The sequence below is a fragment of the Lapidilactobacillus concavus DSM 17758 genome (genome assembly GCF_001435835.1).
GTDB classification, from domain to species: domain Bacteria; phylum Bacillota; class Bacilli; order Lactobacillales; family Lactobacillaceae; genus Lapidilactobacillus; species Lapidilactobacillus concavus.
This window is the reverse complement of the sequence record NZ_AZFX01000078.1, coordinates 1-22,216: the sequence shown is the minus strand read 5'-3', so window position 1 is coordinate 22,216 and position 22,216 is coordinate 1. Positions and strand designations below refer to the sequence as shown.

The window sequence follows — 22,216 nt, the reverse complement described above, 5'->3', positions numbered from 1 at the left end:
TTTCTGAATGATTCGCTTGCGGATCGTTTAGAAATTGTTGTTAAGCGCAGACTGCTACCTTGCGGAACGCGTTTCGAGCTTACACCACGGGTAAAACTTTAGATTTTGTGTAACAAAAGCGACAAGTTTTAGGCGAAAGCTCCTTTAGAAGCTTGCTTCTAAAGAGCTGCAGCCGGCCCCACAAGCAAGCATGCCCATTGCCTGTATCAACTTCGGTTCAACGACCCCAGCAGCAAGAACAACCGTTTTCCGTAGCAACTTCGGCCAGACATAGGCAAGCACGCTCATTCTGCAACAGTTTTGTTAAATACAATCCACGCAATTTTCGTCCTATGCTACAATAAGCATAGTTATTCGCACAAAAAATCGTCACTAAGAGGGCTCAACCATGCAAGCAACACAAATCAATGATAAAACGGGGATTTATATTCATATTCCCTTCTGTGATCATCTTTGCTACTATTGCAATTTCAACAAGGTGTTTATTCAAGGCCAGCCTGTTGATGATTATATCGAAGCATTGCTGAAGGAGATTCGTCTGACGCTGGCGAAGTATCCGCACACGCCAATCAGCACGATTTATATTGGTGGTGGGACACCTACGGCATTGTCTGCTAAGCAGTTGGCGAGATTGTTTGACGGCCTGCACCAACTAATCGATATTAAGGATCAGGAATTTACCGTTGAAGCGAATCCGAATGACCTGCTGGATGGCACTAAGCTACCGGTTTTGCGTGAGTATGGGGTCAACCGTTTGAGTATCGGGGTGCAGTCGTTCAACGATGACGTTCTTAAGAAAATTGGTCGCACGCATTCTGCTCAGCAGGCCGTTGAGGCAGTCCACAACGCTCAAAAAATTGGCTTCGATAATATTTCAATCGATTTAATTTATCGATTGCCTGGGCAAGACTTGGTTGATTTTAATCGTAGCTTACAGCAGGCCTTGGCACTGGATATTCCGCATTATGCGACGTATTCCCTGATTCTTGAGCAAAAGACCGTCTTTTATAACTTGATGCGGCGTGGGAAATTACACCTGCCTTCTCAGGATATGGAGGCGGATATGTATCAACTGGCCATGGATCAATTTGCAGAACATGGTGTCGATCAATACGAGATCAGTAATTTTGCCAAGCCTGGTTTTCAAGCCGAACATAATCTGATCTATTGGCATAATCAGCACTATTTTGGATTTGGGGCAGGTGCATCCGGCTATCTGGGGGCGACGCGTTATCAGAATTTTGGGCCGATTCAGCAATATCTCAAGCCATTAGCTAACAATCAATTACCTGTTTTAACTTCCGAGACGATTACCCGCGATCAACAAATCGAAGAACAACTCTTCTTAGGATTGCGATTGAACGACGGCGTTAGCAAGGCCGCCTTCAAGGCCAGATTTGGTGAAGATTTATTGGCGGTGTACCCGAAGGTCATTCCTAAGCTGATCGATCAAGGCTTATTACGTGAAACAGATCAAGGTTACACCTTAACTACGCGTGGTCGTTTCATCGGCAATGACGTCTTCACAGAATTCATGTTAGTTTAAACCTTCAAGAATAAACAGACGAGGTAGATCAATGACTTGGACTTTGACTGAACGTGTGGTTCACCTCATGGGAACGCGAATCAGCTTACAAATTAACCACCCACAACCTGAACCAATTTTGGACGAAATGGTTGCGCGTTTAAAAGATGATGAGCAACGTTTCAGTGCCAATGATCCTAATTCAGAATTAATGCAGATCACGAAAGCTGCAGGTGTGGCACCAGTTGCGGTGGATCCTGAACTGTATCGTTTAATTAAAATTGGGTATCAGGAAAGCTTGGATGCCACCAGTAATTTAAATATTGCCATCGGGCCACTTGTACAAACTTGGCGGATTGGTTTTGCGGACGCCAGAGTTCCCACAGCGAGCGAGATTAAGCATGCACTCACATTGACTGACCCGCATGAAATTAAACTTGATGATAAGCAGCAGACAGTATTCTTGCAAAAGCCAGGTATGACCATCGACCTAGGGGCATTAGCAAAGGGCTATTTTGCTGATTTGTTGAGCGAGTATCTAAAAGAAGTCGGTGTTGAATCTGCACTCATCGATCTTGGCGGTAACATCTATGCTTTCGGACCTATGAAACAACACGATGATCAATTGTGGCGAATTGGGATTCAAAATCCTCAATTGCCAAGAGGCCAGTTCCAAGCCATTGTCGCAGTTTGCAATCAGTCAGTGGTCACTTCTGGCATTTATGAGCGCCAGTTAGTTGTCAACGGCAAAGCCTATCATCACATCTTGGATAAGCGTACCGGTTACCCCATTGAAACTGAATTGGCTAGCTTGACGATTATTTCGAGGCAGTCGTTAGATGGTGAACTGTGGACGACCAGATTGTTCGGCCGACCACTCACAGAGATTATGAACACGCTGAATGGCTTACCAGATATCGAAGGGATTGTCATTATGAAAAACGGGGACTGTTATCAGAGCGAGAGACTGCAGTAATTAACCTCGTTAAATTAGTCTGTTTCAAGAAAACAAGTTGTTTTGCTGTAGGGTCGGTATCAGCTCTTGGTTTCCGTGTACTCACACGAGATCCAAGGCGCTGACACCTTGAATCGAAGTCTCGGATTTCACCCCATGTTGTTAATTTACGAAGGACACGCGAATAACAACATCTTCACAGCTGGATAACTTGTTTTCTTTACGCTCATGATGAACTAGGCTATCTGTTTCACTGGAGCGGCACTAGTGCGTTTGCTATCATCAAGTTAAAGAAAAATTTCGGGTTAAATTCAAAGTTAGTTATTCGTCAATAAACGTCATCATGACTTTGATGACTTGTTGGCAAATACTATTTTAAATGTGCTTTGAATTTGTCTGATATCACGATTCTGATGCAGTTGAATTATTGACTAAGCTAGTAAAGTGTCATGACGAAATTGTGCCTCATAATTTTAACCTCCAGACTTGCCTTGACATCTGAGTCAGGGAACGAAGTGGAAAGTTGTTGCCGTGCTGTGAAATGCAGTTGTTTACGAAAGCTTGCTTTCGCAAACTTACTGCAGGGTCGTATTTGAGCTTCTGCGCTGCAGAATCTCAAATCGAAGGCGGAAGATTTATTCGCCGAGTGCGAAGCACGAGCCGAATAAACCTGAAGCCGGCCCCACAGCAAAGACAACAACTTTCCACGCAGTGGACTGACGGGCCTGAGATGTTGTAGTATCACCTGACGGATTAGAAGCCCTATTTGCACTCCTCAGTCTGAGGTCTGAATTTCACCTTTTTCCCGAAAAAACGGGTTGTTTCCTTGACTTTAGTTGCCGTGATTGTTATATTTTATAGTGTTGTTAGCACTCAGAACAGCTAAGTGCTAAAAAAGAGGTGAGAGATCATGCCGACAAAACGTCAGGCGTTAATTCTAGCAGAGATTGTTCGCATCTATAATGAAACAGGCCAACCCGTTGGTTCAAAGACATTGATGAATCAGCTGCCAATTCGAATTAGCTCTGCGACGATTCGTAATGAAATGGCCGTGCTTGAAGAAGATGGTTTGATTATGAAGAATCATACCTCATCAGGCCGAATTCCTTCGACAGCGGGTTATCGATATTATTTGGATCATTTGTTGCAACCAAGCGTTGTCTCACCCCAAACCTTTTCAACTATTGCACAAGATTTTGATCATGAGTTTCATGAGATCGATGATATTGTTAAGCAGTCCGCTAATATTCTCTCGAATTTGACGAACTACACATCGATTTCATTAGGACCTGAAACGGCGAATGTCACGTTGACCGGTTTTCGTTTGATTCCACTTGGCGATGATCAGGTGATCGCCATTCTTGCGACAAGTATGGGATCAGTCGAGAGTCGTGTCTACCGTATTCCGACCAGTATTAGTTCGGACGATTTGGAAAAAGCGGTGCGGATTATCAACGATCGTTTGGTCGGGTTACCGATCAATCAAGTGAAGTCGCTTTTGAAGGCGGAGATCCCACGAGTCTTGACCCGTTATCTGCATTCACCAGATGGTTTCCTAGATTTGTTTGGCGATGTTCTGCGTCATGCAGCAGCCGAGCATTTCTACATCGGGGGTCGTTCTAATCTGTTGAACTTTGCACAGTCGGATGATCTCGATCGGTTGAAGTCACTCTATCAATTGTTGGATAAGGAATCGGTGCTACCTTCCTTGTTGAATCTTCGCCAACCTGAGAATTCCTCAGCGACGAAGCCACCATCAGGACCGATTTCGGTGCGTTTAGGTGATGAACTTGATAATTCACTATTGGCGGATTATGGCTTGATCACGGCGCGTTATCATGTTGCTCATCAGGGTGAAGGAATCATTGCAATTCTGGGACCGACGAGCATGCCATATTCACAGTTGATCGGATTAATGCAGCTCTTCACCGATGAATTAGTTAAAAAGATGTATGAGTATTATGATCAGTTTCATGATGATAGTTAATTAAAGGAGTGAACATAACTTGGCACATCAAAAGAAATCCAATGAGTTTCCGTCAGAGAAGGATCCGAAGTTTGCGGAAGAAGCTGAAAAGGCAAAGTTAGCCAAGAAGGCTGCGACTGCCGAGGCAACGGATAAAGCCGAATCAACCGAAGATGTCGTTGAGAAATTGACAGAAGAAGATTTGAAAGAATTAATCGAAGATGATTCAGTTAAACAAATGGCCGCATTACAGCAACAGGTTGCTGAATTAGAGCAGAAGAATGCCGATCTTGAAGATCAATATCTGCGTTCTCAAGCCGAGATTCAGAATATGCACACGCGTCATCAGCGTGAACGTGAAAACTTGCAGAAGTATGCGTCTCAGGAGTTAGGCACTGCGATTTTACCAGTTGCAGATAATCTGGAACGTGCATTAGCAGTTAAGGCTGATAGCGATGAAGCCCAACAGATCCATAAGGGTGTCACCATGGTTTTAGAACATCTCCAACAAGCTTTGACAGCGAATAACATCGAACCACTCGGTCAGATCGGTGAGAAGTTTGATCCAACGAAACATCAGGCCGTTCAAACCGCACCTGCAGATAAAGATCATCCTGCAGATACAATCGTCCAAGTATTACAAAAAGGTTATCAGCTCAAAGATCGCGTGATTCGTCCTGCAATGGTCGTTGTGGCCAATTAAAAGACACAAACGATTGAATTAATTTTAAATTAAGAGAGGTAAGTAGGTATGTCTAAAGTTATTGGTATCGATTTAGGGACAACAAACTCAGCTGTCGCCGTTCTTGAAGGTGGCAAGCCAAAAATTATTGAAAATCCAGAAGGTAATCGGACCACACCATCTGTTGTTGCATTTAAAGATGGCGAAATCCAAGTTGGTGAAGTCGCTAAACGTCAGGCAATCACAAATCCCGACACAGTCGCTTCTATCAAACGTCATATGGGTGAAGCCGGCTATAAAGTTCAGGCTGGTGGCAAGGAATATACCCCACAAGAAATTTCCGCAATGATTTTACAATACATCAAGAAATTCTCAGAAGATTATCTAGGTGAAACCGTCACAGATGCAGTGATCACTGTGCCTGCGTATTTCAATGATGCACAACGTCAAGCGACCAAAGATGCAGGTAAAATTGCTGGCTTGAACGTTCAACGAATCATCAACGAACCAACAGCAAGTTCATTGGCTTATGGCTTGGACAAAGGCGACACGGATGAAAAAGTCTTAGTTTATGATCTTGGTGGTGGGACGTTTGACGTTTCTGTCCTCGAATTGGGCGATGGTGTTTTCCAAGTGCTTTCAACAAACGGGGATACACACCTTGGTGGTGATGATTTTGATAACAAGATCATCGATTGGTTAGTTGCTCAATTCAAAGATGCAAATGGTATCGACCTTTCACAAGATAAAATGGCGATGCAACGTCTAAAGGATGCTGCTGAAAAAGCAAAGAAGGACCTTTCTGGTGTTTCTCAAACCCAAATTAGCTTGCCATTTATTTCTGCAGGTGCTAACGGACCTCTCCACTTAGAGGAAACTTTAACACGAGCAAAATTCGATCAATTGACACAAGACTTAGTTGAACGGACGAAGATTCCAGTAGACAACGCGTTGCGTGACGCTGGTTTGACGAACGCTGACATTAATAAAGTTATCTTAAATGGTGGTTCAACACGTATTCCTGCCGTTCAAGAAGCCGTTAAGAATTGGACAGGCAAGGACCCAGATCATTCGATCAACCCTGATGAAGCCGTTGCAATTGGTGCTGCAATCCAAGGTGGTGTCATTGCCGGTGATGTTAAGGACGTTGTGTTACTCGATGTGACCCCATTGTCATTAGGTATCGAAACAATGGGTGGTGTCTTCACTAAGCTGATCGATCGTAATACGACGATCCCAACGAGCAAGTCACAAGTCTTCTCGACTGCTGCAGACAACCAACCAGCCGTTGATATTCATGTTTTACAAGGTGAACGTCCAATGGCTGCCGATGACAAGACATTAGGCCGTTTCCAACTTGCAGATATTCCCGCTGCACCTCGTGGCGTCCCACAGATCCAAGTGACATTCGATATCGATAAGAACGGTATCGTCAATGTTTCGGCTAAGGATCTTGGCACTCAGAAGGAACAGAAGATTACGATCAAGAGTTCTTCAGGCTTATCTGACGAAGAGATCGAGCGCATGCAAAAAGAAGCCGAAGAGCACGCTGAAGAAGATAAGAAACGTAAAGAAGAAGTTGATTTGAAGAACGATGTCGATCAATTACTCTTCCAAACTGACAAGACTTTGGGCGAACTCAAGGGTAAAGTTTCTGAGGATGAGATCAAGAAGGCCGAAGACGCTAAAGAAGCTTTGAAGAAGGCCCAAGAAGCTAACGATATTGAAGATATGAAGAAGAAACGCGATGGACTGAACACAATTGTTCAAGACTTGACCGTTAAACTTTATCAACAAGCTCAAGAAGCACAACAGGCAGCACAAGGCGCTGATGGCCAAGCTCAACCAAATGGTGATCAAGGCAAGAAGGCCGATGATGATACTGTTGAAGGTGACTTCGAAGATCTCGACAAAGATAAAGATAAGAAATAGGATCGTGAAATCATTCTGAACGATTGTGACATCAAATGAATTCAAGAAGGGGTTGGTGATGAGAAATCTTGTCCCAACCACTTTTTGTTGGTGCTTGAATCTCCATGAATACCGGTGATTTTGCAATCGGGTGAGTTTATGCTATCCTTTTCTCAGAAGTAATTCGACGAACAAGTCGATAAGGAGGAACAACATGGCAGATAAGCGGGACTATTATGACGTTCTTGGCTTACAAAAAGGGGCTTCTGAAGCCGATATCAAGAAGGCTTATCGACAACTGTCTAAAAAATATCATCCAGATATCAATAAGGCACCAGGTGCAGAAGAGAAATTCAAAGAGATTAATGAAGCTTATGAAACCTTGTCTGACCCACAGAAGAAGGCAACCTATGATCAGTATGGTCACGCGGGTATGGATGGCTTCAATAATGGCGGTGGTAATCCGTTTGGTGGTGGCTATAGCCAAGGCGGCGGTTTTGGCGGCGGCTTTAGTGATTTCGGTGATATCTTCAGCCAGTTCTTCGGTGGCGGTGGTGGCGCGGCTAATCCGAGTGCGCCGAAGCAAGGAGCCGATTTACAATACCGGATGGATCTAAAGTTTGAAGAAGCAATCTTTGGTAAAGAGACCGACATCTCTTATTCTCGTGATGCCACCTGCGCAACTTGTGGTGGGAACGGTGCGAAACCGGGAACGAGTCCGATCACTTGCCCTAAGTGTCATGGGGCTGGTGTGATTGAAGTCGAACAGCAATCACCACTTGGCCGAATTCGTTCACGTGTTGTTTGTGATCGTTGTCAAGGTAAGGGTAAGATTGTTGAAGATCCATGTCCGACTTGCCACGGTACGGGTAAAGAGAAACAATCACACAAGGTTAAGGTTAGTGTACCAGCTGGCGTTGAAGATGGTCAGCAGATGCGTCTTGAAGGTCAAGGTGAAGCAGGCGAAAATGGTGGCCCTTATGGCGACTTGTATGTCGTTTTCCGAGTTGCCCCAAGTGCTAAGTTTGAACGTGATGGTGCAGAGATTTTCATTACGATCCCAATTTCATTCCCACAAGCAACACTTGGCGATGAAATCAAGGTTGATACGGTGCACGGCCCAGTCAGCCTAAAGATTCCGGCCGGTACTCAATCCGGCACTAAATTCCGGTTGCGTGGTAAAGGTGCCCCGAGATTGCGGAGTAAGACCAACGGTGACGAAACCGTGACAGTCAAGGTCACTACGCCTAAACATTTGAATGAGAAACAACGCGAAGCTTTGAAGGATTTTGTTCGCGCCAGTGGTGACAAGATTGATCCACAGAATAGTAGCTTATTCAGTCGCTTAAAAGAAAAACTGAACGGCTAAGCAAAGCGTCATTGATGGTAAAAGCATGTTGGTAACTTCAACATGCTTTTTTGCATGGCTTAGGCTGTACTGAAGCGATTCGAGTGGATGCAATTATCTTAATTTTCTGAAAATAAAGTTTGTTTTTAAACTAAAAGGTGATACGATAGAGGTCCACATGACCTCTATCGATCTCATGGCGATTAACGTTATTATCGTTTAGTGACACAAGGAGAAGTTTAGTGAAACATAGATTAGGTCTACTCTTAATTGGTACTTTGGTGGCTAGCACGACACTGTGGTTATCACAAGACCCTACCAAGTTGGCGCAGTATCAACAAGAAATTTCTGCAAGTCCAATTACTGCAAGCGTGAGACAATTTGTTGGGGAGAATGAGATTCGTCTTTCCACTTGGCTCACCTCTCATCATGAAAAAAACGCTCAAAAACAACAGCCTAGCGATACCGCAATTGCTCTCAATGACTTTTCGGCAACAGCCACACAGACTGCAAACGATACCGCAACGCAAGATGAAAGTCAGACGGAGACAGCTACACCAATCGAATCAATCGTGATTGGTCGTCGCTTGGCGTCCGATTATACTTATTCATTTGCGAAGGCCACTCCTGAGCCGGTACGCAGTGTTTTCTTGGCGGCTGTCAAGGAATATAACGATACTGGTCTCGTGAGCTTGGTCCCAGGCGCGTTGACTGATGATCAGAACCACATCGTCTTTGGCACGTATCTTCAACGAGAGAACCCTCAACAAGGTACCCTTGAACTTGGTCGTGGGGGCCCGCAGATCATCGTGAGCTATCAATTATTTGCCTCTCAGGCGATTAATCATGGGACTGCAAATTTAAACATTGCACATCCTGTTGCGATTGCTCAATCTGTGGCTGTTCACGAACTGGGGCACGCCCTAGGATTGGATCATAGTAATGACCGTCATTCAGTGATGTATCCCATCAATCAGGGGTTGTCACAGTTGACCTCGGCGGATTTCAACAGCTTACGTCAAATTTATCAACATTAACTGTTTTAGCTACCACTCATTCTGGTAGCTTTTTTGATTAATGATGCGGAAAAGTAGGGATTACGATGAAAATTGGTTATTTTACAGCTTCAACACCGATTACGGCATTATCACCACGCCGATTCAAACGCGCACAAGCTTTCTTGAATGAAAAGGGGATCGAACTCGTTAGTGGCTCACTGACGGGAAAAACAGACGGCTACCGCAGTGGCTCGATACAAGCACGAGCGGCCGAAGTCAATGCCTTGATTCATGATCCAGAGGTCGATGTGATCATGTCAACAATCGGTGGCATGAATACCAATGCTATTCTGCCTTATCTTGATTTTACCTGCGAACAGTGTTCAAACGGCTTGCGATGTGTTTACAATTGGAGATACTAGTCGTCCACGTGTTGATATGATTGACATTTCGTCCTATCAATCTGGATTAACACAGGCTAACTTCAATAAAATGAAGGCGTTAGGCGTTCAAACGGTGATTGTTAAGTTGACTGAAGGCACGACTTACACCAACCCTGCGGCTGCACAACAGATTCGGTTTGCTAAAAATGCTGGTCTGTCGATTCGCGTTTATCACTACGCAAGATTCAATACACCAGCACTTGCTGCAGCTGAAGCACGTTATTTTGCAAAGGTTGCCAAGTCGTTAGGTTTGAGTAGTAATACGATGTTTTACGCAGACATGGAGGAAGGCGTCACCGCCACTTCAGATGTTGTTAGTAATTTAAGGACTTTTTTTAATACATTATCCAGCGCAGGATTTAGTAATCACGGTACCTACACCGGACATGGTTATCGGTACTGTGACCAAATCGTAAACGTACTCGGTAAATCACGTGCATGGATCGCGCAATATCCATAAACACCAAGTGCAAGTAATCTTTGGAATACTTCTTATGGTGCTTGGCAGTTCAGTAGTACGGCTGTTTTACTCGGATATGGCGTCCAATTGGATGTCTCAATCGATTACACGAATAATGCGAATAAAGGCAGTTTTGATTCAGTCGCATTGTCTGGGACAAGCCTCAACGTTCGAGGCTGGCATGCAAGTAATGACGCTGTTGGGAAACCATACAGCTTCATTATTCTTTACGATAAAGCCACGCATCAACAATTAGGACGGTATCCAATCACGCGTTTGACGCGCAATGACGTCCATGCGGCTTATCCGAATATTTACCAATCAGCGCAGAGTGGCTTTTCACTCAACATTCCGTTCTCAAGTAGTCTTGCAAACAAGAAGATAGAAGTTGTTTCTAGATATTCGAGTTCTGCAACTGGTGACGGAAATTATGTTGATTATGTTTCACCAAAAACATATGAATTCAATCAAAACCGTGCGTCATTTGATTCAGTCAAGATAGTTGGAAATCAACTACAAATCAAAGGCTGGCATGCGAGTGATCAATCGGTAGGTAAACCGTATAGCTATATTTTTGTCTATGATAAGAATGCGCATAAAGAATTGGCGCGTTATAAAATAACCAGAACGATCAGGAATGATGTCGGTTCAGCTTATCCAAATATTTATAACGCGACAAATAGTGGGTTTAATATCAGCGTACCATTTTTGGGTAAATTTGCAGGTAAAGATCTTCAAATTATTTCACGATATTCGAGCATTTCAAGTGGTGAAGGAAGCACAGTCAATTATTGGTCACCGAAGACTTACAAGTTTGATGCAAATCGTGGATATCTTGATAGTGCAGTGATTAGCGGGAATACGCTAAAGGTTCGCGGCTGGCACATCAGTGATTTGTCTGCCGACAAACCATATAGTTTTATCATTATTTATGATCCCAGTGCACATAGAGAACTGGCACGATTTTCAATTACGCGTACGATTCGAAATAATGCAGGTAAGTCGTTTTCAACAATTTATAATTCAACTAATAGCGGTTTTTCACTCAGCGTACCAGCGAAGACAGCATTCAAGAATCGGAAAGTTCAAATTATTTCACGTTATTCCAATTCAACAAATGGTGAGGGTAGTTATACGGATTATCGATCAACCGCACGGAAACTCAATTAATCAAAAAATGCGAACAGCATATATAACGCTGTTTGCATTTTTTGATGTTTTGACTATATTTATATTTTAGGGATAAAACTTGCTCGACATTGGCTGAATAGTACCCTTATTGAAAATAATCATTAAGTATCGAATAATAAACTGGTATAATTAGAATATCATATTTTTGGAGGTAGCTATGGTCTCGTATTTTTTAGCTATATTTATTTTCTTTTGTTTATTTTTTCCCCTTTTAAATGAAATACGCCGTAATGATCTTCAAAAGACAAACGCCTTACTTGGAGTAGTAATCAACATTGCTAGCACTTTAATAATTACACTTCTTGTTACTCGGTATTTCCTACACACAAATATATTGATTGCTAAGAATTATTCCTTAGGTTACTTTATTAAAGTCTTTTCTTTGTTCGTAATAGTTGAATTGATTCTTATTTTGGGTAATTATTTTTTTCATTTAAGTCACTTATTCGAGGTAGTATCAATCAAACGGGCTTCACTCAAAACAGTGCTGCGGGCATTGCTACTCTCTCTGTTGATCGTGCTTGCGGTTTTTCTGTACAAGGCAAGTTTTTGGACAACGAATACTTTTGGACTGCTTAATCCTGAACAACTCATCTATAATTTGAAACAACCGATGCAAGGTGCGAACTCTAGTTTCATTGATTCATTCATCAATGGACCGTTGGTAGTCGCTGTTGTTACACTAGTGCTGGTATTACCTGCGAATCTGATTCTTTTTCATGTTCATTTAAGGGTTTTTGATTACTTGCGACATGCATATCTAGTTCCGGTACTTTTATCAGTTGTATTTTCTGTTTTCTTAATTACTCTAGCTGCTAAGAATATTAATGCTGTAGGTTTCTATCGTTATTTCACGACTTCATCAGCCTTTATTCAAAAGAACTATGTCGATCCTGATAAAGTTAAATTGGTTTTTCCAACCAAAAAACGGAATTTAATTTATATTTATGTTGAATCTCTAGAATCAACTAGTATTGATAAGCAAGAAGGCGGACAAATGTCCGTTAACTTGTTGCCCAAATTAACAAAAGTGTCTGATGAAGGTATTCATTTCTCAAATACAGGTAAAAAATTTGGTGGGGCAATGCAATTTTATGGAACCGGTTGGACAATTGCCGGAATGGTTTCCCAAACTTCTGGATTACCGTTAAAGGTTCCAGTTCAGGGGAATACTTATGCTAACTCTGATAAACAGCGCTTTTTACCGGGTGCAACAACATTGAATGATATTTTAGAAGAAGAAGGTTATCATCAAACAATTTTGATGGGTTCTGACGCAACTTTCGGTGGACGTAGAAGTTATTTCACTCAGCATGGGAATGTGCAGATTGATGATTACTTGCAAGCAAAGAAGGACAAAAGAATTCCTAAAGATTATCACGTTTGGTGGGGCTACGAGGATTCCAAATTATTCAAATTTGCTAAGCAAGACTTAACAAGAATGGCTGCAAAAAATAAACCATTTAACTTCACGATGCTAACTTCAAATACACATCATATTGGCGGATATCCAGAAAAAGATATGCCTAAAAAATATTCTCAACAGTATTCAAATGTAATCTCGTTTACAGATACTCAGATCGTTCAATTTGTTTCATGGATCAAAACACAGCCTTTTTATGATAATACAACGATCATTATTAATGGTGATCACTTGTCTATGGATGCCGAGTATTACAAAAATATTTCGTCCAGTAAACGTCATACCTTTAATCTGATTCTTAATGCTCCAAAGAGCGTAACTACTGATGTGAAGACAAAGAATAGAACTTTTGGTACCTACGATATGTTTCCAACGACATTAGCTGCACTGGGTGTTAAAATTCAAGGGAATCGTTTAGGATTAGGCACTAATTTGTTATCACAAAAGCAGACGATTGCTGAGAAATATGGCTTTACTAAAGTGAATAACGAATTATCCCAAAGCTCTAAATTCTATAATGATAAGTTTATGTATGAAAAATAGGATGGTTCCTTTAGAAAGTTCTAAGCTTTGCAATGGCACTATGAAATTTTACTTGTGTATCATATTATATATTGGGTATTACCATGTTTTTAAGTAATGCATTTGAGAGGAAGATTAATATCAACGACGAGATTGGAATTAGCATTGTGACATATAATAGCCCGGATATTTTCAAAACTCTAGATAATTTTACCTCAGAGATTTTGCCTAATTTTGCTTGCCGGATATATATATATGACAATAATTCAGATGAATCCTTTAAAAATAGATTGAGCACTTATGAAGGAGAAAGAGTGCAAATACATTTTTCCAGTAAAAATTCCGGGTTTGGACATGGACATAATTATAATGTCAATCGTTTTCATGAAGAGTTTTTATTAATTTGTAATCCAGATATTCTTGTAAGTCAGGCTGATTTTCAAAAGCTATGGAATTATCTTCATGCTAATCGAAATGTTATGGTTGCCCCCAAAGTAGTTTATCCAGATGCCAAGGTTCAATATTTGATTCGTCGCAAGCTTGATGTATTTGACTATATGCTCAGGTTTATTCCATTTAAATTCGTAAAAAAAATGTTCGATCGTCGATTGTCTGCGTTTGAATGTCGTGATCTATCAGATGATATTCAGACAGTTAAGTTTGCATCGGGGTGTTTTATGTTTACTCGAGTGAGTGATTTCTCTCAGGTAGGTGGGTTTGACGAACGTTTTTTCATGTATTTTGAAGATAATGATTTTTGTCAAAAGTTTAGACAGCAAAAAAAACAGATTGTGTATTTTCCTGATGCAGCTGTCATTCATTTTTATGGTAAAGAGGCGCATCGCAGCTTTAAGGTTTTCAAAATTTTTATTACTTCGATGGTGCAGTATTTTAATAAATGGGGCTGGAAGTTTTTTTAGAGTTCAAATACGGTCATAAACTAATACTGAAATAATTTAATCCCATTCTATTGAGGTGTGCGCCTGGAATTAATGGCAAATAATGTTTAATTTTGATAGAATGGCAGAAGTAACATGAGAGAATCTTATTAATAGAGAGCGAGTTCAACTATGTTTAATATTGTTGTGAAATTATTGTTGACGATCATGGTTTCGGCGCTGGTAACGCCATTTGTTCGTAAACTTGCATTTGTACTAGGGGCAGTTGATAATCCCAATGCGAGACGTGTTAACAAACAGCCTATGCCGACAATTGGGGGGCTTGCAATTTTTATCTCTTTCAATTTTGCTGTTTTTATACTTTTACGTGGTCAATTTCCAACGCATGAGTTATTTGCGCTTACTGCTGCCGAATGTATCATCGTTCTTACAGGCATGATTGATGATATTCGAGAGTTGTCTCCAAAGATGAAAATGCTTGGAATTATTATTGCTGCAACTGTGGTTTATTTCCTTGGTGGAATACGAATGAATCACGTTGTGGTTCCGTTTTTCGGAAGTTTCACGTTAGGCTGGTTGAGTTATCCAGTCACTATTTTTTGGATTATGGCAATTACCAACGCCGTTAATCTGATTGATGGATTAGATGGACTTGCAACCGGAGTTTCAATTATTGGGTTGTCGACAATGGGAATCATGGCATACTTTTTCTTGCTTGTACCTAACACCTATGTTGCAATTTTGATATTTGCTTTGGTTGCTGCTTTGATTGGATTTTTGCCCTATAATTTTCATCCTGCAAGTATTTTCTTAGGGGACACAGGGGCGTTGTTCATCGGGTTTATGATTGCCGTACTGTCACTTAAGGGGTTAAAAAATGTGACGTTTGTGACGTTGCTGATCCCAATCATTATTTTAGGCGTTCCCATCACTGATACTGTTTATGCGATGTTGCGAAGAATGCTGAATCGAAAACCGATTTCACAGGCGGACAAGCATCACTTGCATCACAGACTGATGCAACTCGGTTTATCACATAGACAGACAGTTTTAGTAATATACGGTCTTGCGCTTGTATTTGCTTTTGTTTCATTGCTTTATCCAATTTCGTCTTTAGCTGGTAACGTTTTGCTCACGATTATGATACTGGTTGGGTTGGAATTATTTGTAGAATCAATTGGGCTGATTGGTGATGATCGCCAGCCTCTGATCAAGACTATCTCGAGGATTGTCAAAAAAATGGGGCGGAATTCGAACTAAGGATTCATTTGTAAATGGTTTTGTTTATATTCATAAGTGCTAAATAAAAGAATGCGAGGAATTTTTTGATGGAACAAGTTATTACCTTTGGAGAGCTGATTAGAATTATCAAACGACATGTTGGCTTAATCGTCGGGACCACTCTGATTTTCACCGTTTTAGCAGCAGTTTATACTTTCATTATCGTTACGCCTCAATATGAAGCCAGCACGCAGTTGATCATTGTTCAGAAGGAATCGGGAGATGATGTTAGTGCAGAGCAGTCAAATATTCAAATGACGCGATTGATTAATACAAGTAAAGATATTATTGAGAATCCTATCATCCTAAGTCCAGTGAAGCAGAAGCTTGCGAGTAGTGAGAAATACAATATCAAACTTAGTAAGCTAGAAAAAGAAGTCAGTGTCACAAACGAGGCAAATTCACAGCTTGTAGTTGTTAATGTTAATGATAGTAATGCAGATCGCGCTGCGCGAATTGCAAATCTAGTAGCCCAAAGTTTCAAGGGAAGGGCCAAGGAGATGCTGGATATTGATAATGTCATGATCACGGCTGCGACTGCTCCTGAAAATCCAGTTTCTCCAAATAAGCGAAATAATTTAATCTTTGGTATTGTACTCGGTTTGTTCTTTGGCTTTATATTTACTTTAGTTTCAGAAGCATTAAATCGTCGAGTTAATGACGAAGAATTTTTAACAAAGCGAATGGGTGTTAAAGTGATTGGTAATATTTCGCGAATCTAATTAATCATATGCGAGAAAAAGAAATGTTAATGGAGTGAAGTTATAGTATGGTAAATATCAATTCGAGTGATGATATATTGATGAGTATCCGTAATAATTCTGATCTTGGCGAACAGGTAAAATCTGTATGTGCTAATATCAATTTTCTTAAAGAAAAATCAGCTTTTAAATCATTAGTTATTGCACCTGTTTCTAATCTTGAAGCGAGTGCCAATCTCATTGTTTCACTAGCCGTGAGTCTTGCATCTTCTGGACAAAAAGTGTTATTAGTTGATGGTGATTTGCATGCTAAGAGAGTCAGTCAGTTATTTGGCCTACAATCGAGTGTACATGGAATAGCTGAGCTTTCTGCTGGAACGCCGGAAGAAGCCAATTTGTTTATTGTACCTGAAAGTGGTATTCCAAATCTTGATGTTGTACCTGCTGGCACGAGTGGTTTAGACGGTCTGACAAATATAGATGTACTCTCAACATTTATCGAGCAACAAGAAAAAAAATATGACATTATTCTGATAGATGCGCCAGCAGCAATAGATAATGTTGATACAATGATATGGGCAAATATAGTCGGACAATTATTGTTAATTATTCAAAAGAAAAAAACGTTGAAGCGTGATGTGAAAGCAACCCTGCACAAGATTTCACTTACGAATGCAAAAGTTATCGGTGCGGTTTTCAGTAATGAAGCGTAAACCGTAGATTTTGTCTTTTTCTAAATCAAGTTGAGGGGAAACACAATGGATTTTTCAAATTATGATATTGCTATTTTAATGTCGACCTATAATGCTGAAAAGTATTTATCTGAACAAATAGAATCAATTATTAAACAGGACACTGCTAGTTGGAGATTGTATATACGAGATGATGGTTCTACTGATAAAACTTGTGAGATTATTTCCCGTTATGCGCAAAATAATGAACGGATAATCTTTATCAACGAAAATAGTAGGCAGAACCTTGGAGTAACTAGATCGTTTTTATGGTTGTTAAAAAATGTATCTGCTGACTTTTATATGTTTTGTGATCAGGATGATTACTGGTTGAGTACCAAAGTGCGAGAAACGCTGCAGGAAATGCTTGCACAACAATATGAAGATATTCCTGTATTGGTCCATTCAGATTTGGAAGTTGTTGACGCAAATTTAGAATTAATTGCCTCATCCTTCTTTGAACGTCAGGGACTACCAAAAAATACCGTGTTAACAAATTTGGTCGTACAAAACAACGTGACTGGCTGTACGGTAATGGTTAATCAAAAGTTGAAACAGTCGGTTGCTATTGTGTCTGATAAAGTAATTATCCATGATTGGTGGCTTGCGCTAATTGCAACTTGTTTAGGAAAAGTTGTCTTCGTTGATAAACCACTTATCAAGTATCGACAGCATGGAAATAACGTCATTGGTTCAAGTACCGTATTTAGCAAATTTTTTTCGGGGTACGTTCAGCAGATCCGTGATAATTTAGTTGCACTTAATGAACAAAATGCTGAATTCAAAAACATTTTTGAGAGCAGATTGAATGATTCCCAAGAAAAAGTTCTTACTGTAGGATCCAAATTTATGAAGCAGTCATCTATTTCGAGATATTTCAGTGTGAAGCACGCTGGAATCTATAAAATTGGGAAGGTACGTAATTTATTGTTTTATTGTTTGTTACTAATCTTGCCAAAGTACAGGGGCGGCAATGATGATTAATCCATGGACGTTATTCTCGTTAACATTTGCCAGCGCACTTTTCTCTTATTCACTCGGGTGGTCATCCAGCTACCAAGATGTTAATTCAAATTTGGTTTTATTCTTAGTCATCGCCATTATTTTATTTTTTGTTATGGGGTTCATTTTTAGCTCATTGAAGAATCCATCGGCATTTGTTGAGAAGCGTGAGATCATTTTTAGAGATTATCTCGCACATTTTTTTATTTTTGGCGGGATAATTCTTGAGGGAGTTTATAGCAAAGGATTTCCTCTCACCGGTTACATTGGTGGTCACGTGATTACATATGCAGATTATGGAATCCCAATGTTTCACGTTGCTTTGATTACTGTATCTTGTTTCTACGCAGTCTTAAATGTGAATGATTATTTTGAAGGGCAAAAGACTTGGCAACAGGCTATACAGAATATTGTTATCGCGTTCATTCCAACTATACTGACCTATAATCGTGGCATGATTATGATGACGGGTATGACAATGATCTTTTTGTATATACGCAAAACCAAGTTTAAGTTTACACCGATCAAAATTCTAAGTTTTGGAATTCTAGGCGTTGCATTTTTATTTTTGTTCGGTATTTCCGGTAATTATCGAATTAATCAGAATTATGGTCGTCCAGACTTAAACATGTTCCAGTCTGATATCATTTTAAATCAAGGTAATGCAACAAAAGAATTTAGTGAGTCAAGTGTTCCAAAGACCTTTTTCTGGACATATATTTATGCAGCATCACCGTTAGGTAATCTGGCCAATATGGTTGATAAGGAGAAAAATTTAAACAATTCTGAGTCAAGCATTGCCGATTTTGTCGTTACTCAAATGATTCCAGACACGATTGGTAAGCGGCTGATTGATTCCAACAAATCGCCAATAATACCGCTGGTACTTCCTCAATTTAATGTAAGTACGGCTTTTTCAGGTAGCTTTTATTATTTTGGTTGGATCGGGATGATTGTTTTTTTAGTGTTCGTATTTATGTTTCCTTTTGGATACTTGATGCTGATTAGGTCGTTTGCGCTTGAGTATTATGATGTTGCATTTTCTTCACTATGCACTGTTTACTCCCTGCTATTCTTCGGTAACTTCTTTTCATTTACCGGATTAATGCTTCAACTGATCTTTCCATTTTTATTGCAACTTTTCAGACCGGATAAGTTGCCACAAGAAATCTAGTTGGCTATTTAATATATTTTGATTGAACCATTCGGTGTTACATTGAGGGTGGACAGGAAATTATCAACACTGCTAGGTTAAAAGGAGTTAAAACCCAATGAGTATTTTTCGAAGATATTATTCGCATAAGGTAGTTCGAGACATTAAACGTAGGTATTATGATATACAGGACCGGAAACAGATTATGCAGAATAAAGATACCAGAATCTTAGTCGTTCTGCATTTATTTTATCCGGAGAGTTGGTCGGAAATTAAAGAATATTTACGTAATCTGAATGCTTATAATTGGGATCTGATAATTACCTATCCGCAGGAAAAGAAATCAAGCTTGCCAATTGACGAGATTAAAAGCTTCAAAAAGAATGTGAGTTTTTGTCCGAATGAAAATCGGGGGTACGATATTGGTCCGTTTATTATGGCAATCAAAACGATTGATTTGACGAAATATGATGTTGTCTTTAAGCTTCAATCTAAAGGCGTTTCCCGAAAACGAATTTATATTTATCATCAGCTATTTTTTTGCCGTGATTGGTTTAAAAACTTGTATCAAGGGATTCTGGGGGCACACGAAGTACATCAAACGGTTACTGCAATAATGCAATCTAATCATCATAAACTGGTAAGTGCTGATAATCTTTTTGTACATGACCCAATCTACAAGGAAAACATGACAATAAGACAACTGAATCACTTAGGGTTGGTTATGCCAAAAAATTATAAATTTGTTGCTGGAACTTGTTTTGCAGTAGACGCTGCGTATTTGAAGAAGGTACAACGATTAGATGTTGCGCTATCAGACTTTAAAACGGTTCCCAGTACCAGAGGGCTTTCATTAGCTCACGTATTGGAACGATATATTTCAGCAGTGTCTGACACATCTTTCTATGGAAATAAAGTTTATCGGCTCAATCGTGCTCTAAAAGCGCCTTTGCGCCTTTTATATCGAAAACTTTCGGCAGAACGCCTGTTGGATAAATATGATATCAATGATGAATATATGTTTTCTGGATTGGATAATCGGTTAGTTCTTTCAAAGGAGAAAAAAGTTCGAATTGGAGATCTGGGTGTAATTTCTTCAATCACGAAGCAGTATGAATCCATTGATGAAACTGCACCATATAAGTACTTGCAGGGAAACAAAAAAACATATGATGACTATTGTGCTTATCATATCAAACATAATTTGCCGGTAATGTCGGTCGAACGCTTTGAATCCTTAATAAAATCTATCAAGCAAAATGGCTATGATATGAAAAAAATCATTATTGTGCAAGATGATAATATTATTTATGATGGTCAACATCGTTCGACAATACTTGCTTTTTTAAACGGTCTTGATTATCAAATTCCGGTTTTGGAAGTGGTTATAATTTCGCGCAGACAGATATTAAAACAAGTATTGAAATTAATTTTACCCAGATCAGTATTTGAAAAGTTGCTCAAGAAAAGGTATGGTCGGGAAACAAGGATGTCAAATGGAAAATAAATCAATATCAAAGAATGCGATTTTGAATATTTTAAGAGTGTCAGTCGGGTTATTATTTCCACTTATAACTTTTCCATATGCAACACGTGTCCTACAAGTTGTAAATTTGGGTAAGGTAAATTTTAGCAATTCAATCGTTAGCTATTTTGTTCTAATTGCTTCTCTTGGAGTTTCTTCATATGGGGTAAGAGAAGGAGCAAGACTTCGCAACGATAAAAAGTTTGGAGCATTTGTAAGTGAAGTATTTAGCCTAAATGTAGTTACGACAATTGCTTCATACCTTTTACTGTTTCTTGCATTCGTGATTTCCGCGAAAATGAGGAGTTACTTTGTTGTTATCCTGATACAGAGTCTTAGTATCATGTTTACAACTTTAGGTATTGATTGGGTAAATGCAATTTTTGAGGATTATTTGTATATCACAATTCGTAGCTTAATTGTTCAAGTAATATCGCTTGTTTTTTTATTTTTATTTGTGAAGTCGCCCAGTGATTATTTATTATATGCTGCAATGACCGTCCTTTCTAATGGAATTATTTGTGTTGCTAATTTGATATATTGCCGGCGTTATGTTCATTTGCGTATACGTTTCAATTCAAAAATGTTCACTCACTTGAAACCCATGCTAATTTTCTTTTCGAACAACATGGCTGTGACAGTATACGTTAGCTCAGATATGACGATTTTAGGCTGGCTGGCCGGAGACTATTATAGTGGTCTTTACGCGGTTTCAGTAAAGATTTATCAAACCATTAAGCAAGTCCTTACTGCCCTGTATGTTGTGACGATTCCTAGGTTGGCATTGTATGCGGGGGACGAGGATACTACAAGATTTAAAAAGCTATTTACAGATATTTCTAACACTATCATTTTAGTAATTCTGCCTGCGATTGCTGGATTAATTTGTCTCTCAGGTGAAATTATTCTATTGATTTCAGGGAAATCTTTTATCAAGGCCACACTTTCGTTACAAATATTAAGTGTTGGATTGCTTTTTGCTGTTGCTAGTGGTGTCATTGTAAATTGTTTCAATACGCCAATGCGTCAAGAAAAAATTAGTTTGCACGGAACTGTTCTGGCGGCTATTCTGAATATTGGTTTGAACTTTTTCTTTATTCCACATTTTCTTCAGAATGGTGCATCTATCACCACTGTCATTGCAGAAGCAAGCACATTTCTGTACTGCATCATACGCGAAAGGAAACTAATAAGTAGGTACATTGAAGGAAGAAGCATGATTCAACAGTTTATCGTTGGGCTGATTGGAGCAGCCTTGGTGATAGTAATTAATACAATTATTACGTGGTTTTCAGTTGGTTCAATGGTGCATTTGATATTGACAATTATGATTAGTCCAGTAGCTTATCTTGTTTTTCTTATATTAATCAAAAACAAGTATGTTGTGCCGATACTAAAACGAGTTGGCTTGAAAAAATAGCATTGAATTATTGAGGTAATTTTTTTCCCCGAGTTTACAATTCAAGTGCAACACCCTGTGACCTAGACCAGAGTAGACAA

The 22,216-nt window shown here is 39.8% G+C and carries 18 protein-coding genes and 1 pseudogene; all 19 read left to right on the top strand.

The annotated features are described in order from the left end of the window. Positions 1–388 precede the first annotated feature (388 nt). Positions 389–1,546 carry a radical SAM family heme chaperone HemW gene (gene hemW, locus FC15_RS06785; protein WP_057825173.1) on the top strand — a complete coding sequence of 386 codons (1,158 nt, stop codon included), beginning with the start codon at positions 389–391 and terminating at the stop codon, positions 1,544–1,546. A 31-nt stretch (positions 1,547–1,577) separates the two neighbouring features. Further along, complete coding sequence (locus FC15_RS06780) at positions 1,578–2,501, top strand: FAD:protein FMN transferase (protein ID WP_057825171.1); 924 nt, start codon at positions 1,578–1,580, stop codon at positions 2,499–2,501. A gap of 889 nt (positions 2,502–3,390) precedes the next feature. Further along, a complete protein-coding gene (hrcA, locus tag FC15_RS06775; RefSeq protein WP_057825169.1) occupies positions 3,391–4,467 on the top strand; it encodes a heat-inducible transcriptional repressor HrcA in 1,077 nt (358 codons plus the stop codon). Between the two features lie 19 nt (positions 4,468–4,486). Further along, the gene (gene grpE / locus FC15_RS06770) at positions 4,487–5,149 is read left to right on the top strand and encodes a nucleotide exchange factor GrpE (protein ID WP_057825167.1); all 663 of its coding nucleotides are present in this window, start codon (positions 4,487–4,489) and stop codon (positions 5,147–5,149) included. A gap of 48 nt (positions 5,150–5,197) precedes the next feature. After that, positions 5,198–7,060 (top strand): molecular chaperone DnaK, encoded by a 1,863-nt coding sequence (dnaK, locus tag FC15_RS06765; RefSeq protein ID WP_057825165.1) that lies wholly within the window; start codon positions 5,198–5,200, stop codon positions 7,058–7,060. A gap of 193 nt (positions 7,061–7,253) precedes the next feature. Then, positions 7,254–8,408, top strand: coding sequence for a molecular chaperone DnaJ (gene dnaJ, locus FC15_RS06760; protein ID WP_057825163.1), 1,155 nt, complete (start codon positions 7,254–7,256; stop codon positions 8,406–8,408). Positions 8,409–8,629: 221 nt separating this feature from the next. After that, positions 8,630–9,424 carry a matrixin family metalloprotease gene (locus FC15_RS06755; protein WP_057825160.1) on the top strand — a complete coding sequence of 265 codons (795 nt, stop codon included), beginning with the start codon at positions 8,630–8,632 and terminating at the stop codon, positions 9,422–9,424. A gap of 65 nt (positions 9,425–9,489) precedes the next feature. After that, a pseudogene (locus tag FC15_RS06750) lies at positions 9,490–9,753 on the top strand (LD-carboxypeptidase); the annotation flags it as partial. Between the two features lie 31 nt (positions 9,754–9,784). Beyond that, positions 9,785–10,288 (top strand): GH25 family lysozyme, encoded by a 504-nt coding sequence (locus FC15_RS06745; protein ID WP_162258411.1) that lies wholly within the window; start codon positions 9,785–9,787, stop codon positions 10,286–10,288. An 87-nt stretch (positions 10,289–10,375) separates the two neighbouring features. After that, the gene (locus FC15_RS06740) at positions 10,376–11,458 is read left to right on the top strand and encodes a hypothetical protein (RefSeq protein ID WP_057825154.1); all 1,083 of its coding nucleotides are present in this window, start codon (positions 10,376–10,378) and stop codon (positions 11,456–11,458) included. 178 nt (positions 11,459–11,636) lie between these two features. Beyond that, positions 11,637–13,445, top strand: a complete 1,809-nt coding sequence (locus FC15_RS06735; RefSeq protein ID WP_083479138.1) for an LTA synthase family protein — start codon at positions 11,637–11,639, stop codon at positions 13,443–13,445. Between the two features lie 83 nt (positions 13,446–13,528). Then, positions 13,529–14,344 carry a glycosyltransferase gene (locus FC15_RS06730; RefSeq protein ID WP_057825150.1) on the top strand — a complete coding sequence of 272 codons (816 nt, stop codon included), beginning with the start codon at positions 13,529–13,531 and terminating at the stop codon, positions 14,342–14,344. Between the two features lie 150 nt (positions 14,345–14,494). Next, positions 14,495–15,583, top strand: coding sequence for a glycosyltransferase family 4 protein (locus tag FC15_RS06725; RefSeq protein WP_057825149.1), 1,089 nt, complete (start codon positions 14,495–14,497; stop codon positions 15,581–15,583). Between the two features lie 68 nt (positions 15,584–15,651). Next, positions 15,652–16,326 (top strand): YveK family protein, encoded by a 675-nt coding sequence (locus FC15_RS06720; protein WP_057825146.1) that lies wholly within the window; start codon positions 15,652–15,654, stop codon positions 16,324–16,326. Positions 16,327–16,373: 47 nt separating this feature from the next. Continuing rightward, a complete protein-coding gene (locus FC15_RS06715) occupies positions 16,374–17,018 on the top strand; it encodes a CpsD/CapB family tyrosine-protein kinase (protein ID WP_057825144.1) in 645 nt (214 codons plus the stop codon). Between the two features lie 45 nt (positions 17,019–17,063). Then, on the top strand, positions 17,064–18,020 hold the full coding sequence (locus FC15_RS06710) for a glycosyltransferase family 2 protein (RefSeq protein ID WP_057825142.1): 957 nt from the start codon (positions 17,064–17,066) through the stop codon (positions 18,018–18,020). Then, the gene (locus tag FC15_RS06705; protein ID WP_057825141.1) at positions 18,013–19,212 is read left to right on the top strand and encodes an oligosaccharide repeat unit polymerase; all 1,200 of its coding nucleotides are present in this window, start codon (positions 18,013–18,015) and stop codon (positions 19,210–19,212) included. The genes FC15_RS06710 and FC15_RS06705 overlap by 8 nt, the downstream gene beginning before the upstream one ends. A gap of 184 nt (positions 19,213–19,396) precedes the next feature. Then, a complete protein-coding gene (locus FC15_RS06700) occupies positions 19,397–20,698 on the top strand; it encodes a rhamnan synthesis F family protein (protein ID WP_162258410.1) in 1,302 nt (433 codons plus the stop codon). After that, positions 20,688–22,136 carry a flippase gene (locus tag FC15_RS06695; RefSeq protein ID WP_057825136.1) on the top strand — a complete coding sequence of 483 codons (1,449 nt, stop codon included), beginning with the start codon at positions 20,688–20,690 and terminating at the stop codon, positions 22,134–22,136. Before FC15_RS06700 ends, FC15_RS06695 begins: the two co-directional genes overlap by 11 nt. The last annotated feature ends 80 nt before the right edge of the window (positions 22,137–22,216 follow it).